Raw genomic sequence first — 15,490 nt, 5'->3', positions numbered from 1 at the left:
CTTAAAATTTTGAGAGTAACAAAAAAACTGAGAAAGCATTCTCAGTTACATAGGAGTAGTCATAACCAGAATTGTAGCACATAAGGTGTAAAGGTTCCACAAAACATGAAGTGTGATACTTGTAGATAAGTTCTCTCTTTTTTGGTAGACCATAGAGAGGGCCAAACCCATTCCGATATAAAGGAGGAGGTGGGCAAGATTAGTAGGCATGTGGAAGAGACAAAAGAGACCAGAGCTCACTAAAACAGCTACTGTCGAATAAGGCGATAACCAAGTGAAAATCCACTTACGAAAGAGCAGTTCTTGTAGGAAGGCTGTAGTCATCAGACCAATCGCTACAGGTAGGATAGGAATTGTTGTGAGCGTCTTTTGAAGTTCTGCATGGTAGTTGGTATGGGTCAGTAACATGAGGTTACTTCCGATGAGTCCCATCAAGAAGATAATGACAAAGCCCCAGATAATGGCTTTGATGTCCTTTCGATTTAAGCTAAAGCTGTGAATCAATCTTTCGCTTTTAGCCCAAAGATAGCTAATATAAAAAATAATGAGGTTGACAGCGATAATCCCCCAGCTTTCAAGGCTAGTGAAGGTCAACCCAGTCTGATTGTTATATAAGGTTGTCATACCTAAGGTGATGTTTGGGATAGCTATCATCAGCAGTAAAAAAAATCCCTGATAGGCATGTCTAAATGCCAGATTATTGACAAGAGTTTTCATAGACTCTATTATACTCTAAAATGAGGGAAATGCTAGCCCAAAAGTGAAGATAATGTAATGACTTTCATAATTTGTGTGAAATAAAGTGAAAAAATTACAATCCTGTTTTTTCTTAGGAAAATCCTTGTCACACAGGCTCTTTTCGGATAAAATAGAGAAGAATGGAGGTTGTCATGACGCAATCAGGGAATTTTAAGTTTCATACACCAATTTTTCGTGTAAATAACAGACAAGAAAATATTGATTTTTACCAAAATACATTAGGATTTAAGCTTTTGACTGAGGAAAATGCCCTTGCGGTCTTCACAGATTGGGCAGACCGTAACTCACTTTTTGTGATTGAGGAGTCACCAGCTTATCGTTGTCGCGCTGTTGAAGGTCCTAAGAAAATTAATAAAGTGGTCATTAAAGTTTCAAATCCACTTGAGATTGAATACCTTTTGGCGCGTGATGATCACCAAGCCAAGGCTATTTTCCAAGGGGAAAAGGGCTATGCCTTTGAAACAATCTCACCTGAGAATGGTCTTATTTTGATGCATGCTGAAGATGACTTATCTACTCTCAAGACAGTTGAATACGCAGATGTTGAAGAAAAAGAAGACTTCAAAGGAGTATCAGACTTTACGGTTGAGTCTTTGACCTTGAACGTTGTTGATACAGCCCAAGCAGCTTTCTTCTACGATAATCTTTTTGGCGAAGAATTGCCTTTGTCTATCCATTTTGAAAAAGCAGAAGGTCCTGACCTCCAAGTGAGTCCAGACCAGACTTGGGATTTGGAAATTCTAGAGTTTAAGGTAGCAGAAGACTATAACTTGGTTGCCTTGCATGATAAACTTGAAAAAGAACAGTTCTCTAGTTACCTAGACAGCAAAGGGAACTTGCTCGCACTCACTGACATGAGTAATATTGAGGTTTGGTTTACAAAGTAATGACTAATTTTCAACAAACATTGTCAACAATTACAGACTACATCAAGGCTGACATCTTTCCAGGTGCCAGCCTTGCACTTTATGACGGACAAGATTGGCAGGAGCATTATCTAGGAACTCAGGATGGAAATCATCCGGTAGTTCCAGGACTGACCTATGATCTAGCTAGTGTTTCCAAGGTAGTAGGAGTTGGGACTCTCTGTCTATTCTACTTACAAGCGGGAAAATTGGACTTGGATGAGAAACTATCGACCTATTATCCTGAAGTGGTGGATAAGACGCTGACCCTTCGTCAGCTTCTTTCTCACAGTAGCGGAATTGATCCTTTTATTCCAAATCGTGATGACTTAGACCAAGCTGGCTTGATTGCTGCTATTAATGCTATCAAAGTTAAGGCTGATAAACCTTTCTTGTATACAGATATTAATTTTATTCTCCTAGGTTTGATGCTTGAGAAAGTCTCAGGACAAACACTGGATAAGCTCTTTGACTCCGAAATTTTCCAACCGTTTGGAATGTCTGAAACGCAGTTTGGGCCAGTTGATCTTGCTGTTCCAACTGTTAAGGACATTCCAGGCGGAACTGTTCATGATCCCAAGGCTCGAGTTCTCAAAGAGCACACAGGGTCAGCAGGTCTCTTTTCAACCCTAAAGGACTTGGAAATCTTTGTTAACCATTATTTGACGGATGATTTTGCTAAAAATATGACGCAGAATATCAGTCAATCCAATAAGGAACGTAGTGTTGCTTGGGACCTCCAAGGGGATTGGATTCTTCATACTGGTTATACAGGTACCTTTGTGCTTATTAATATCCCAGCTCAACGTGCGGCGATTTTCCTAAGTAATCGTACTTACTACAAGGATGAGAGAGCTCAATGGATTAAGGATAGAGACGCTTTGATTGAAATAATGAAGGAGGAGTTGGTACATTCTGACAAATAAAAATAGAAGAGGGGCATCTTTTAATCCTCTAGAAGGTGAGATTAGTGTCGGGGCGACACAATTGTTTATCTTTTTGAAGATATGTTTGATAGTCTTGTCTTATGTGACATTTGTATGGTTGGAGCATCTATTTGGTGTTGGTCAGGTCGGGCAAGAGGTGGATATTCCAAAAGTTATTGCTGTCATACTTTTGGGTGTGACATTTTATAGGATGGGACATGGCATCATATTTAAGCTTTTTCATTTCTGTGGTTATCATGCCCGCCCCTTTGGAGAAGAGGATTACCGAGGTAGAACGTCATATATAGTATTTTTTGAAAAAACGACAGATGCCTACAAAATACTATATGATAAGCGCTCTCTTCGACATCAATTTCTTTATTTCCTAGCGACTCTTGGTAGACTCTACCTCTTAATCATCTTAGTTATTCTAATCGGTTATAGCTTCACCTTAGGAAAAGTTGGCTATATAATCTTCTTGCTCTTATGTGGTGTTTTGATTTTTTCTGTAAGATGGCTCATACATCTGAAAAGTCACTTTGTCCGTTATTTTAACTTAAAAGTTATCTCAGAGGAGTATTTTTACCCTATTTTTCTAAAGAAATAAAGACTAAAGTGATGCTTATACGAAGGGCTCACCAAGTTAATCAAAAATTACCATGTTTTGATTGGAATCATGAAGAAGGAGTTCATAATGGAACGGTCGCTTAAGCCACCTAAACAAAGTAGATTTGTCTCCTGGTTTCTGAGTCTTCTCTTTTGCATGCTTAACGGGAGTAGTCTCTTTGTCTGTGGTATGTGTTTTACAGTGGTGATCATTTTTTTGACGACGGATAGAGATGTAGACTCTTTTGTAGTTTTGGTATTTATTAGCTTGTTATCTAACCTTATTATTTCTTTTTATATTTTGATAAGAGAACTACTATACAAACTGATTCATTGCCTTGGGTATCGTGCCCAACCCGATTTAAAAGTCCTTCGTATGAGAAGAGGGTTTGATATTCATTTTCCTGTGTTTGAAAAGTATGGTCAAGACTATAAGTTGCTCTACAAGAGGCGTTCCAAGAAGCTTCAAATAGAGTATTTGCTTATATGTTTAGGGTACTTTTGTGCACTCACTCATATTGTGATTGGTTACGCCTTTATACTCAGGAAAATTCTGGAGTCCTTAAAATTGACATTTACCGACTTTGCTAGATATCCTGCTTTTTTAGTTTATATGGTAACGATGATCGTTATCATTATGGGAAATCGTAGCTGGAAAAAAATCACAGAGAGATTAAAAGCTAGAAAAAATGTGACAGTTCTAGCTGTCGAGCATGGTTATCCTATATTTGCGACAAAAGAAGAAGCTTAAGCAGTAGGTCAACTGCTTAAGCTTTTTTACTTATTAAGGATTTTTCAACAGTAATGTGTTGGATACCAGCTTCTTCAAAGATGTTACCGACTTCTTGATAGCCATTATTGAGGTAGAACTTAAGTGCACCGAGTTGAGCATGGAGAGAAATAGTCTGGAAGCCTTGTTCTTGTGCAAAATCTTCAGCTTCTTTTAGGAGAATGATCCCCAGACCTTGACCTTGGTAGTCAACAAGCACCGCCATACGTTGGAGGGTAACCTGAGTCAAGTCTTTATTCGGTAGTAGGCGTACGGTTGCTGCAGCCTTGCCTTTGTCATCATATAGAACAAAGTGGATGCAGTAGGCTTCATTCGCATCAATATCGATGGAGCGAGGAACGCCTTGCCCCTTAACAAAAACAGTGTTTCGGATGGCTACGGCATCGAGGTAAGTTTCTGAGAGTGTGTCCCTTGTGTGTTTGATAATCATAGGGCAAGTGTAACAAAGTCTATAACTAATTGTCAACGAAAAAAAGCTCGATGAGAAAAGTTATCATCAAGCTTTTTCTTGTTTTATTCTTTAATTTGTCGACCGTTTGTATCTTGAATAGGACGGTTATTTTCAAATCCAAGGGTTTGGGTGAATTTCTCCACTTGTTCCTTGCTGACAGTTTCTTGATTTTTGAAGACAATCCAGTTGACACCCTCAGTACATGGTGGTGTTGTCAAGGAACCTTCGAAGTTGTAGTAGTCCTTGTCTTCAGGATAGAAATCATCTAGTGAGATAGCCTGAGGAAGCTCAGTTTCTGTATTGGCCGCCTGAGGCATTTTATCCCATATTTGTTTTAAGGCTTGATTTTCATCGCCATAATTATAGAGAACCGAGACAACTGTGATTTTCCCATTATCTGTCTTATAGACGAAGTGCCCCTCTAGAGGATAAGTATGACCATCAATTTCATTCTCACTAGGTGCGTGAAAATGGAACTGCTGTAATTTATAGACATCATCACCAATCGTTAGGGTATTCTTTGGATTTTTAAAGCTGACTTCAATCGTATGCCCGTTATTTTCAACTTGAGCTTCTGATTCTTGATTATTAAGGTTTAGTTCTGGAAGATCAACGTCCTCAGCACCGGTGATATTGATCGGAGATTGTTCTTTACCATTTTTGCTGAGTTCATAATCTTTAGAAAGGTCACCCCAATGGTCTGGACCAGTAGAGCCAGTATACCCCCATTGAACGTCCTTGGGCTTTGAGGATTCGGTCTTGGTATCAGACTGGCAGGCTACGAGCAGGACAGTGCTTGCTACGAGAAACACTAATCCAATTAGCTTAAAACTTTTCTTATTCATTTGTCCTCCTTATACTCTTTAATCTTATAACAATGATAGTCTACGTGTTATTAGAAACCATCCGTTTGACAGTCATTGAGTATCGTTTCTCTAAGGTGCTTCTGAGAAGGAAGTGTTTGGAGATACCAAACGGAAACGCTCTAATTTTATAGCTAATCTGATGAAAAGTCAAATGTAAATGATAGCAGATTTAGAAAAATATAATGAAAACTAGTTTTTGGCAAAAATAAAAGAACCCGCTATTGCGAGCTCTTTAGTTATTTTATCCCAAAGCGTCGTCCATTGAAAGAACTTCGTGGAAGACACGTTGTGTCAATTCAGTTTTTTGTTCTGGAGTGAGGTATTTAGTGTTTACACAGTATCCAGAGATACGTACGATAACATCTTCACCGCTCATAATCTTTTCGTAAACGTCTGACAAGTCCATAACGTTCAAGTTAACGTGTTGTCCACCGTTTTCGAAGTATCCGTCAAGGATAGTTACGAGGTTGTCAACTTGTTCGTCGTGAGTCTTACCAAGGGCACGAGGCGATACTTGAGTAGTAAGTGAGATACCGTCAGCTGCATAACCGAAGTCAAGGCTTGCAAGTGAGTTCAAGTTTTGCAACCATCCACCTTTAGCTTTGTTAGATGGGTTAGCACCTGGTGAGAAGAATTCCAATTTAGACAAGTTCACTGAACCATCTTCGTTGAGGTATACACCTTTGTGGACTGGTGAGTTACCAGTTTGTTTAGAGTAAGCAACGTTAGATGTGATTGTCAAAAGTGATACAGTAGCTTCTGCGTCTTTGTAAAGTTTGTGGCTACGAAGACGAGTAGTGTAAGCTTCAATCAACCATTCTGCCAATTCGTTTGAACGTGGGTCATCTTCACCCCAACGTGGGTATTCACCGATTGTTTCGTAGTCGTAGATGTAGCCATCTTCGTCACGGATTGGTTTAACTGTAGCGTATTTGATTGCTGACAATGTATCAACAGTATTTGCGAAACCACAGATACCGAATCCCATGTTAGCACGTTGTTTAGTTGGCAAGAAGGCCATTTGAACAGCTTCATAGTTGTACTTATCAGTCATGTAGTGGATGATGTTAAGGGCATCTACGTAAGTGTCAGTCAACCAGTCAAGAGATTTTTCGAAGTTAGCTTTAACAGTGTCAAAGTCAAGAACTTCATCACGGATTGGATCGATATCAAATACTTTGTAGTCTTTATGAACATCGTCGTAACCACCATTCAAACCAGTAAGAAGGGCTTTAAGTACGTTAACACGAGCACCGAAGTATTGGATGTTGTGACGTTGTTCTTCGTTTTCTGGGTCAAGTGGTGATACACAACATGAGATACAGCTCATTTCACCGTATCCGTCTTTAGCCATAGTAGTTACACCTTCGTATTGGATAGAAGAGTGTTTGTGGCTCATGTGCATACAGTAGCGACGGAATGAGTAAGGCAATTTGTCAGTCCAAAGAACTGTCAAGTTTGGTTCTGGAGAGTTACCGATGTTATCAAGAGTGTTCAAGAAACGGTAGTCCATCTTAGTAACACGGTGACGTCCGTCAGCACCCATACCAGCCATAGAAGTTGTGATGAATGTTGGGTCACCTGAGTACAATTGGTCGTAAGCTTTTGTACGAGCAAACTTAACTGTACGAAGTTTCATAACGAAATCATCAACGAATTCTTGGATTTCTGATTCAGTGTAAGTACCACGAGCAAGGTCACGTTCTGCGTATACGTCAAGGACGATTGGCACACGACCAAGTGAAGTAGCGGCACCGTTGATTACACGACATACTGCCATGAAAGCAATGTTTGTCCATTGGATAGCTTCTTTAGTATCGAAGGCTGGACGACGAACATCTACACCATAAAGGTCACCAAGGCGAACAACGTCTTGAAGTGCTTGGTATTGAAGGTTAACTTCTTCACGAAGACGGATAGTTTCTTCGTCGATTTCTTTGATAGCATTCCAGTCGTTAACTTTTTCTTGCATCAAGTAGTCAGCACCGTAGAGGGCAAGACGAGCGTAAACCCCGATGATACGTCCACGTGAGTAAGCATCTGGAAGACCAGTAACTGTGTGAGCGTGACGTGCACGACGGATGTTTGAAGTGTAAGCACGGAAGATACCATCGTTAACTGTAGTCACGTATTTTGTGAAAATTTCGTGTACAGCTGGGTCTGGTTCATAACCGTGTTCTTTCAAAGCAGTTTCCGCCATACGGATACCACCTTTAGGCATGAAGTTCAATTTAAAGAGCTCATCATTTTGGATACCATAGATAAGTTCATCTTCTTTTGAAATGTATCCTGCGTCAATGTCAGCGATTGAAGTTGGACGAGTATCCATTGGGAAGCGTCCTTCAGCTTCATAGCCTGCTTTAGTTTCATCTACGATTTTTTTAATTTTTAGAGAGCGTTCAGTTGGTCCTGCAAGGAAGCTTTCGTCACCATCATAAGGTGTGTAGTTTGCTTGAACGAAACGTGAAACGCTAGCTTTTTCTTTCCAGTCAGTTCCTTTAAAGCCTTCCCACGCTTTTTCAAAAACATCTGTGTTGGTTTTAACCGTTGCCATAGTTTGAATCTCCTATAATTCTAGTAACAAAATTATCTGTTACATTCTCTAGAAGTATTCTATCACACAGTAACCGCTTACACAACTTTAAAACTGTGTTTTTAGAGACATTCTTTTATAATACAGTTTTGAAAACGACAAATCTGTATTATAAATTTCTGTTTTTTGGTAGATTTTGGTATCATAAGGGGAGAATGCTTTGTAGTCCCAAAGTTTTATGTGAAAAGCTTTACAATGAGATAAATCTGAGAAAGGAGGCAGGGAGCCATGTTAGAGTTTCCTCTAATAAATGATACCAGTCGGAAAATCATCCATATTGACATGGACGCCTTTTTTGCTCAGGTCGAGATGAGGGATGACCCCAGTCTTAAGGACAAACCGGTTATTATCGGTCACGACCCTAGAAAAACAGGGGGACGTGGTGTGGTATCAACCTGTAATTACGAGGCTAGAAAATATGGTGTCCATTCAGCCATGTCTTCTAAGGAAGCCTATGAACGTTGTCCTAATGCTGTCTTTATCTCAGGAAATTATAGTCATTACCGAGAGGTAGGGATGCAGATTCGTGAGATTTTTAAACGCTATACCGACTTGGTAGAGCCTATGTCTATCGACGAAGCCTATCTTGATGTGACGATAAATAAGCTTGGTATCAAATCCGCGGTTAAGGTAGCCAAACTTATCCAGTATGACATCTGGCAGGAACTTCACCTGACTTGTTCAGCAGGCGTTTCCTACAATAAATTTATCGCCAAACTAGCTTCTGATTTTCAAAAGCCTGCTGGTTTGACGGTGGTGCTTCCAGAGGAGGCTCAGGAATTTTTGGAAAAGCTCCCTATTGAAAAGTTTCATGGAGTAGGTAAAAAGTCAGTTGAACGTCTTCACGACATGGAAATATACACCGGTGCCGATCTTCTGAAGATTCCTGAGATGACGCTGATTGATCGTTTTGGACGCTTCGGATTTGATCTCTTTCGTAAGGCTAGAGGGATTTCCAATAGTCCTGTCAGGCCCAATCGTGTCCGTAAATCTATCGGAAGTGAGCGAACCTATGGCAAGCTTCTTTATAATGAAGATGATATCAAGGCTGAGTTGACAAAGAATGCTAGACGGGTGGCTGAAAGTGCCCAGAAAAATAAAAAAGTTGGTCGAATCGTTGTCATTAAGGTCCGTTATTCGGATTTTTCGACCTTAACCAAGCGTATGACCTTGGACAAATCAACCCAGGGTTTTGAGGCCATCGAAAGGACTGCCCATACCATTTTTGACCAACTGGAGGAAAATAGTAGTGGTGTTCGCCTGCTCGGTGTGACGCTGACGGGTCTGGAAGATCAAGAAGGCAGGCAATTGGACCTAGATGATTTGGAGTCATTATAATAGTAGAGTTTTGATTTTTTCTTTTGGAAAGTGACCTTGAAGAATCATCAGACCTATGCTATCTTAAATAGTAACTAAAAGAAATGAGGGAATAATCTTAATGAAAAAAGTTCTTACCTATTTAGGACTGATTCTGGCAGCTTGCTTGCTTCTCGTAGCTTTTGCTTCCAATAAGCCAGCTGAGAAGAAAAAAGCGACACCAACTCCGACAGAACGTGCCAAGGCTGATGCGACAGTTTTAATTGATACTATGCTTGGAAAATCTAGTAACGGTTTTTCAAAACTCTACGGTGAAAATTACGAAGCCTGGACTGAAACGAAAGTCTTTGAAAAACAAGTTGCAGATACTATCGAAGAAAAGGGGTATACACCGGAAGACAAGTATACGTTTAAATACATTGAAGGTTATGATGCTAAGACACCAACCCAAGTGCTTTCTAAGTTCCTCAAGGTCCGTCGTAATATGATTGGTAAGATTCAGGACTATAAGCTGAAAGATGTCAAAGTTAAAGGAAATGAAGCGACAGTTACCTTTACTTCACGCTCTGTTAGTGCCTATGGTGCTGCAGCTGCTGTTCGTACTCTCCTTATGAGTCTCTATGATAACGACATTGACAAGTTGAAACAGTGGAATCAAGCTGATAACAACGATGTAGAAAAAGGTAAAGCCAAAGATCTCACAACGAAATTCCTTTATGGTGAAAACTTTAACGGCGATTTGACACAATTTAAGGATATTGATAAAGAAATGGCCTATACACCTTTGACAGGTGCTGATGATCTAGAAAAGACCTTCAAGCTAACCAAAGATGATGGGGGTAACTGGACTATTTCTGTAGAAGATTATAAAGAGCTTGCCGAAGCCTTGGTTGACCATGATGAATCAGGAAGCAGAGCTGTTTACGCTGAACGCATCCATAAGAATTTATCAGATTATCAACCTGAAGACAGTAGCGATTCAAGTAGTAAGTCATCAAGTAAGGATAAATAGAGTTTTATTGCATTTGATGTTAAACATGTACGGAAAGCTTTTTTTGGTGAGAAGAGTTGTCACACCAGTGGCAGCTCTTTTCTTATTGTTCGTTGTATCCATTCCCACTATAACCATTTTCTATCACCTCTTAGGATTTTATTATTAGACGAGTTTGGAGGAAGATGATAAACTGTTATCACTAACTATTAATGAAAGTATCGAGGATTATAGATATGAAAAAATGGCTTGCAGGTTTAGGGATTCTTGGCTTGTCAGTTTTGACTTTGGCTGCTTGTGGGAACAAGAGTGACAGTAGGGCATCTGGTGAAAAGCAGACGATTACTGTTGCGACAGACTCTGATACGGCGCCTTTCACTTTCAAAAAAGGTGACGACTTCAAGGGTTATGATATTGATTTGGTCAAGGCTATTTTCAAGGATTCGGACAAATATGAGGTCAAGTTTGTAACGACACCTTTTGATTCCATCTTGACAGGGGTGGATTCTGGACGTTATCAGATTGCAGCTAACGACTTCAACTATAATGAAGAACGTGCGCAGAAATATGGTTTCTCAGATCCGATTTCACGTTCTAACTATGCCATCACTAGTGCTGAGGGTACCAAGTATACCAGCCTAGACGATTTGTCTGGTAAGACGACAGAAGTACTTCCTGGCTCTAACTATGCTCAGTTGCTTGAAAATTGGAACCATGCCAATGCGGACAAGACACCAATTACAATCAACTACGCTTCGAGCTCAACTGGTCTTTCAACACGTGTTCAACATATTCAAGAAGGAAAAATTGATTTTATCCTTTATGATGCCATTTCCTCTGAGTACATTGTCAAAGATCAAGGCTATAAGTTGGCTGTAAACAAGATTAAAGACGATATCGGTATGAAGACTGATGGTCTTGAATATCTTCTTTTCTCAAATGATAAGCAAGGTAAGGAACTCAAGACTTTTGTCAATAAACGTATCAAAGAGCTTAAGAAGGATGGAACACTTGCCAAACTCAGCAAGGAATACTTTGGTGGCGATTACGTCAGTGATTTGAAATAAGACTGCGAAAAGTTGAGACTGCTGTCTCAGCTTTGGATTGAAGACAAAGCTTTCTTTTGAGGCTTTCCTGAGGTGATGACGGACGTCAGCGACCTTCTTCGAAGTTCCATGACTAAGTTTTGAGCCTAAGGTCTCAAAACTTCCGAACACCTGAAACTTTAAAGTTTCAGGTGTTTTTCTCACGTCGGAAAGCCTCGGTTTATGCTCACTTTGTTCGTGAAATAAGGAATGAGTTCAAATCTTTTTAGTCTTAATAAGGTATTGCTATCAGTGATACGATTTTCTTATCACTATGATAAGAAAAGACTATTTCACAGACTTTCTGAGTCGTGCTAAAATGAATACTATAAAATTATGATAAGATATTTGAATGGTTAGCACTAGGCTAACCTACTTTTTTAGAAAGAAAGGGCGACATTGTGAAAAAGAGTATAGAAGCATTTAATCGGTCACCTTGGTATCTCCAAGTTATCATTGGCTTGGTTGGTTTGGCAGTAGCTGTTGCTTTAGCCATTCCCTTGTCTTGGCTAGTAGAAATTCTTTGGGGTTATATTTTGCAACTGGTTACGGTTGTCTTCAAATGGATTTCATCTTGGATGCCAGCTGGTAAGCTCTTCTCATGGAAGGCTGTCTTCGATGCTGTTCCTAAGATTGTGGAACGCTTGCCTTTAACTTTGGGATTGACTATTGCAGGTGCCTTCTTCGGTTTGATTTTGGCCCTTGTCTTTGCGGTTGTTAAAATTAATCGAGTACGTATCCTTTATCCAATTCAAGCCGTTTTTGTGAGCTTCTTGCGTGGGACACCAATCCTTGTACAACTCATGTTGACTTACTATGGTATTCCACTCTTCCTTCGTTACTTGAATGGTGAGTTCGGCTTAGATTGGAACATTAATGAGATTCCACCAGCTATCTTCGCTATTACAGCCTTTGCCTTTAATGAAGCAGCTTACATGAGTGAGACCATCCGTGCAGCGATTCAGGCCGTTGACGCTGGGGAAATCGAAGCTGCCCGTTCTCTTGGGATGACATCAGCACAAGTTTACCGTCGTGTCATCATTCCAAATGCGGCGGTTATTGCGACACCAAGTTTGATTAACAGTCTGATTGGTTTGACTAAGGGAACATCACTTGCCTTTAGTGCAGGTATCGTCGAAATGTATGCACAGGCTCAAATCTTGGGTGGTGCTGACTACCGTTACTTTGAACGTTATATCTCAGTTGCCCTTGTATACTGGGCAATCTCAATCTTGATTGAGTACATTGGTCGTTCGGTTGAAAATCATATGGCCATTAAGGCTCCTGAAGCGACTGACATTTCTGGCATTGGAGGTGACCGCTAATGATTAGTATCAAAAATTTGACCAAAGAATTTTCAGGACAAAAGGTTCTCGATGGCATTGATATTGACATTGAAAAGGGTGAAGTTGTAGCTCTTGTTGGTGCCTCTGGTGCAGGTAAGTCAACAATCCTTCGTAGCTTAAACTATTTGGAACAACCTGATTCTGGTACCATTACCATTGATGATTTCAAGGTAGATTTCGAAACAATTACTAAAGAGCAAATCCTTACTCTTCGTCGTAAGTTGTCCATGGTGTTCCAACAGTTCAACCTCTTTGAACGTCGTACAGCCTTGGATAATGTTAAGGAAGGTCTTAAGATTGTTAAGAAACTTTCTGACGACGAAGCTACCAAGATTGCTAAAGAAGAGCTCGCTAAGGTTGGGCTTTCTAATCGTGAAAATCACTACCCACGTCACTTGTCGGGTGGTCAAAAGCAACGTGTGGCCTTGGCTCGTGCCCTTGCAATGAAGCCTGATGTGCTCTTGCTTGACGAACCGACATCTGCCCTTGACCCTGAGTTGGTCGGTGAGGTTGAAAAATCAATCGCTGATGCGGCTAAGTCAGGTCAAACCATGATTTTGGTCAGTCACGACATGAACTTTGTTTATCAAGTAGCTGACAAGGTGCTCTTTCTTGAAAAAGGTCATATCCTTGAACAAGGAACACCTGATGAAATCTTTAACCATCCAAAAGAAGAGCGAACAAAAGAATTTTTCGCTTCTTATTCAAAACAATATCTTTAAGATGGGATTTTTGTTACAATAGAAAAGGTAGTGGGATAGGACTACAGTTTAGTTCATAGTCAAAATCCCACAAGGATGATTAGGAACTTTTGAATGTTTCAAAGGCGACTATAGTCCAATCAGAGGCTGCATCGTGCAGTTATTACTAGTCGAATTTAGAGGTTGGAGAATGTTATCTCAGCCTTTTCTATTTCTCACTTTAGGATGATTTATGTTATTAAATATTTTTAAATTTTATCTCTTAGGCCTTGTGATTGCTTTCTTTGTGTGCTTGGTGATTGGTGCCATTTGGCTTGGATGGCGTGCGTTACGTCGTGCTGACAAGACAGTTAAGGAGCGACAAGGTGCCCTCTATGATGCTATTATGATGTCGATGGTTTCGATTCCAGTTTTGGCATTTGCTTTTATGGCGATTCTTATCGTGCTGAATGCATAATTCTAGCTTTGTTGGCACATTAGGTGTAAGATATCTCTACAAGAAAATCATATAAGGAGTTACTCATGTACGATACAATTGTTATTGGAGCTGGTCCTGCGGGGATGACTGCAGCACTTTATGCAGCTCGTGCCAACCTTAAAGTGGCAACTTTGGAGCAAGGTGCTCCTGGTGGACAGATGAATAACACGTCTGATATTGAAAATTACCCTGGTTTTGAAAGTATCTCTGGTCCAGAATTGTCAATGAAGATGTTTGAACCCTTGGAAAAATTGGGCGTTGAAAATCTTTATGGTATTGTGTCTGGTATCGAAGACAAGGGTGACTATAAAGTTGTTAAAACTGGTGATGAGGAGTATCAAACCAAGACAGTTATCATTGCGACTGGTGCCAAACACCGTCATATTGGTGTTGCTGGTGAAGAAGAGTACAACAGCCGTGGTGTATCTTACTGTGCGGTGTGTGATGGTGCCTTTTTCCGTAATCAAGACCTCTTGGTTGTTGGTGGTGGAGACTCTGCCGTTGAAGAAGGAATTTATTTGACACGCTTTGCCAATAGCGTGACCATTGTTCACCGTCGTGATGAATTGCGTGCCCAAAAGGTTCTTCAAGACCGTGCCTTTGCCAATGAAAAGGTCAAGTTTATCTGGGATTCAGTCGTTGAAGAAATCAAGGGTGATGATATCAAGGTTCGCAGTGTTGATATCAAGAATGTCAAAACTGGTGAGGTGACTAACCACGAATTTGGTGGTGTCTTTGTTTATGTGGGACTTGATCCAGTTTCAGATTACTTGACAGGTCTTGACATCACTGACCAAGATGGTTGGGTAATTACAGATGATAAGATGGCGACACGTATTCCTGGTATCTTTGCCATTGGGGATGTCCGCCAGAAAGACCTTCGTCAAATTACAACAGCCGTAGGGGATGGTGCCACAGCTGGTATCGAAGCCTACAACTACGTGACTGCACTTGGTGATAAGTAAAATAAATGGAAACTCGGGAGGTTCTCGAGTTTTTTGTGTGGTCTTGTAGGTATTTAGCATGACTAGATTTCTTTGTGGCAACATCTATGTGTAATTTTTTGTTATAATAAAAAAGTCTTACTAAAAATCAGTAAAAACGAGGTGACCAACTTGCGTGTTGTAGCAGGTGATTTTGGCGGGCGTCCGCTTAAAACGTTAGAAGGCAAAACGACTCGTCCAACAACGGACAAGGTCAAAGGTGCCATTTTCAATATGATTGGTCCTTTCTTTGATGGAGGGCGTGTTTTGGATCTTTTTTCTGGGAGCGGTAGCCTGGCTATTGAGGCTATCAGTCGTGGTATGTCGTCTGCTGTCCTCGTGGAAAAGGATCGTCGGGCACAGGCTATTATCCAGGAAAATATCAAGATGACCAAGAGTGAGAAGCAGTTTCAGCTTTTGAAGATGGATGCAACGCGTGCATTGACACAATTGACAGGTCAATTTGACTTGGTGCTTTTAGATCCGCCTTATGCCAAAGAGCAGATTGTGGCTAATATTACTCAGTTAGAGGAGCAAGGGCTCTTGGCTGAAGAAGTTATGTTGGTTTGCGAGACGGATAAGACTGTGGACTTGCCTGAAGAAATTTCAAACTTTGGGATTTGGAAGCAGAAAACCTATGGTATCAGTAAGGTGACCGTTTACGTGCGTTAGCCTTTGATAGGGAAGTTGTAG

At 40.4% G+C, this 15,490-nt stretch carries 16 protein-coding genes; 12 read left to right on the top strand and 4 right to left on the bottom strand.

The genetic code is table 11. The features are described 5' to 3' along the window. Positions 1-45 precede the first annotated feature (45 nt). Positions 46-624: a CPBP family intramembrane glutamic endopeptidase gene (locus tag AX662_RS10315; RefSeq protein ID WP_229040622.1), complete on the bottom strand. Its 579-nt coding sequence runs from the start codon at positions 622-624 to the stop codon at positions 46-48. A gap of 266 nt (positions 625-890) precedes the next feature. Between AX662_RS10315 and AX662_RS03815 the strand changes: the two genes are divergently transcribed. The 4 genes from AX662_RS03815 (at position 891) to AX662_RS10705 (ending at position 3,947) form a co-directional block, all read left to right on the top strand. Continuing rightward, entirely contained in the window at positions 891-1,646 is a 756-nt protein-coding gene (locus tag AX662_RS03815) for a CppA family protein (RefSeq protein WP_060971660.1), read from the top strand. Further along, positions 1,646-2,590 carry a serine hydrolase domain-containing protein gene (locus AX662_RS03810; protein ID WP_060971659.1) on the top strand — a complete coding sequence of 315 codons (945 nt, stop codon included), beginning with the start codon at positions 1,646-1,648 and terminating at the stop codon, positions 2,588-2,590. The genes AX662_RS03815 and AX662_RS03810 overlap by 1 nt, the downstream gene beginning before the upstream one ends. A gap of 103 nt (positions 2,591-2,693) precedes the next feature. Continuing rightward, positions 2,694-3,197 (top strand): hypothetical protein, encoded by a 504-nt coding sequence (locus AX662_RS03805; RefSeq protein ID WP_155124453.1) that lies wholly within the window; start codon positions 2,694-2,696, stop codon positions 3,195-3,197. Positions 3,198-3,284: 87 nt separating this feature from the next. Then, positions 3,285-3,947 carry a hypothetical protein gene (locus tag AX662_RS10705; RefSeq protein WP_048674824.1) on the top strand — a complete coding sequence of 221 codons (663 nt, stop codon included), beginning with the start codon at positions 3,285-3,287 and terminating at the stop codon, positions 3,945-3,947. 16 nt (positions 3,948-3,963) lie between these two features. Here the strand turns inward: AX662_RS10705 and AX662_RS03795 are convergent, their stop codons facing one another. From AX662_RS03795 to pflB, 3 genes are all read right to left on the bottom strand, one after another. After that, positions 3,964-4,416: a GNAT family N-acetyltransferase gene (locus AX662_RS03795; RefSeq protein WP_060971657.1), complete on the bottom strand. Its 453-nt coding sequence runs from the start codon at positions 4,414-4,416 to the stop codon at positions 3,964-3,966. 83 nt (positions 4,417-4,499) lie between these two features. After that, the gene (locus AX662_RS03790) at positions 4,500-5,282 is read right to left on the bottom strand and encodes a carbonic anhydrase (RefSeq protein ID WP_060971656.1); all 783 of its coding nucleotides are present in this window, start codon (positions 5,280-5,282) and stop codon (positions 4,500-4,502) included. A gap of 262 nt (positions 5,283-5,544) precedes the next feature. After that, positions 5,545-7,857, bottom strand: coding sequence for a formate C-acetyltransferase (gene pflB, locus AX662_RS03785; protein ID WP_002891716.1), 2,313 nt, complete (start codon positions 7,855-7,857; stop codon positions 5,545-5,547). Positions 7,858-8,124: 267 nt separating this feature from the next. Here pflB and dinB point away from each other — a divergent pair, with 267 nt between their 5' ends. The 8 genes from dinB (at position 8,125) to rsmD (ending at position 15,469) form a co-directional block, all read left to right on the top strand. After that, a complete protein-coding gene (gene dinB, locus AX662_RS03780; RefSeq protein WP_060971655.1) occupies positions 8,125-9,234 on the top strand; it encodes a DNA polymerase IV in 1,110 nt (369 codons plus the stop codon). Positions 9,235-9,334: 100 nt separating this feature from the next. Further along, positions 9,335-10,225: a hypothetical protein gene (locus tag AX662_RS03775; RefSeq protein WP_060971654.1), complete on the top strand. Its 891-nt coding sequence runs from the start codon at positions 9,335-9,337 to the stop codon at positions 10,223-10,225. Between the two features lie 215 nt (positions 10,226-10,440). Further along, positions 10,441-11,271, top strand: a complete 831-nt coding sequence (locus AX662_RS03770) for a transporter substrate-binding domain-containing protein (RefSeq protein ID WP_060971653.1) — start codon at positions 10,441-10,443, stop codon at positions 11,269-11,271. Positions 11,272-11,867: 596 nt separating this feature from the next. Beyond that, a complete protein-coding gene (locus AX662_RS03765; RefSeq protein ID WP_095559509.1) occupies positions 11,868-12,614 on the top strand; it encodes an amino acid ABC transporter permease in 747 nt (248 codons plus the stop codon). Further along, entirely contained in the window at positions 12,614-13,357 is a 744-nt protein-coding gene (locus AX662_RS03760) for an amino acid ABC transporter ATP-binding protein (RefSeq protein WP_002891704.1), read from the top strand. The genes AX662_RS03765 and AX662_RS03760 overlap by 1 nt, the downstream gene beginning before the upstream one ends. A gap of 211 nt (positions 13,358-13,568) precedes the next feature. Continuing rightward, the gene (locus tag AX662_RS03755; protein ID WP_002884393.1) at positions 13,569-13,793 is read left to right on the top strand and encodes a DUF4059 family protein; all 225 of its coding nucleotides are present in this window, start codon (positions 13,569-13,571) and stop codon (positions 13,791-13,793) included. Positions 13,794-13,825: 32 nt separating this feature from the next. Continuing rightward, positions 13,826-14,779, top strand: coding sequence for a thioredoxin-disulfide reductase (gene trxB, locus AX662_RS03750; RefSeq protein WP_255296714.1), 954 nt, complete (start codon positions 13,826-13,828; stop codon positions 14,777-14,779). 93 nt (positions 14,780-14,872) lie between these two features. Then, positions 14,873-15,469, top strand: a complete 597-nt coding sequence (gene rsmD, locus AX662_RS03745; protein ID WP_227039374.1) for a 16S rRNA (guanine(966)-N(2))-methyltransferase RsmD — start codon at positions 14,873-14,875, stop codon at positions 15,467-15,469. Positions 15,470-15,490 lie beyond the last annotated feature (21 nt).

The organism is Streptococcus sp. CCH5-D3 (genome assembly GCF_001556435.1).
GTDB lineage: Bacteria > Bacillota > Bacilli > Lactobacillales > Streptococcaceae > Streptococcus.
The sequence above is the reverse complement of the archived record's forward strand: the minus strand, read 5'-3'. Positions and strand labels throughout refer to the sequence as shown.

Excerpts from the sequence above, each read along its gene's own strand:
- AX662_RS03770 (WP_060971653.1), top strand. The coding sequence starts at position 10,441 with ATGAAAAAATGGCTTGCAGGTTTAGGGATTCTTGGCTTGTCAGTTTTG.
- AX662_RS03760 (WP_002891704.1), top strand. The coding sequence starts at position 12,614 with ATGATTAGTATCAAAAATTTGACCAAAGAATTTTCAGGACAAAAGGTT.
- AX662_RS03795 (WP_060971657.1), bottom strand. The coding sequence starts at position 4,416 with ATGATTATCAAACACACAAGGGACACACTCTCAGAAACTTACCTCGAT.
- pflB (WP_002891716.1), bottom strand. The coding sequence starts at position 7,857 with ATGGCAACGGTTAAAACCAACACAGATGTTTTTGAAAAAGCGTGGGAA.
- AX662_RS03765 (WP_095559509.1), top strand. The coding sequence starts at position 11,868 with ATGCCAGCTGGTAAGCTCTTCTCATGGAAGGCTGTCTTCGATGCTGTT.
- AX662_RS03810 (WP_060971659.1), top strand. The coding sequence starts at position 1,646 with ATGACTAATTTTCAACAAACATTGTCAACAATTACAGACTACATCAAG.
- dinB (WP_060971655.1), top strand. The coding sequence starts at position 8,125 with ATGTTAGAGTTTCCTCTAATAAATGATACCAGTCGGAAAATCATCCAT.
- AX662_RS10705 (WP_048674824.1), top strand. The coding sequence starts at position 3,285 with ATGGAACGGTCGCTTAAGCCACCTAAACAAAGTAGATTTGTCTCCTGG.
- AX662_RS10315 (WP_229040622.1), bottom strand. The coding sequence starts at position 624 with ATGACAACCTTATATAACAATCAGACTGGGTTGACCTTCACTAGCCTT.
- AX662_RS03775 (WP_060971654.1), top strand. The coding sequence starts at position 9,335 with ATGAAAAAAGTTCTTACCTATTTAGGACTGATTCTGGCAGCTTGCTTG.
- AX662_RS03790 (WP_060971656.1), bottom strand. The coding sequence starts at position 5,282 with ATGAATAAGAAAAGTTTTAAGCTAATTGGATTAGTGTTTCTCGTAGCA.
- AX662_RS03755 (WP_002884393.1), top strand. The coding sequence starts at position 13,569 with ATGTTATTAAATATTTTTAAATTTTATCTCTTAGGCCTTGTGATTGCT.
- AX662_RS03815 (WP_060971660.1), top strand. The coding sequence starts at position 891 with ATGACGCAATCAGGGAATTTTAAGTTTCATACACCAATTTTTCGTGTA.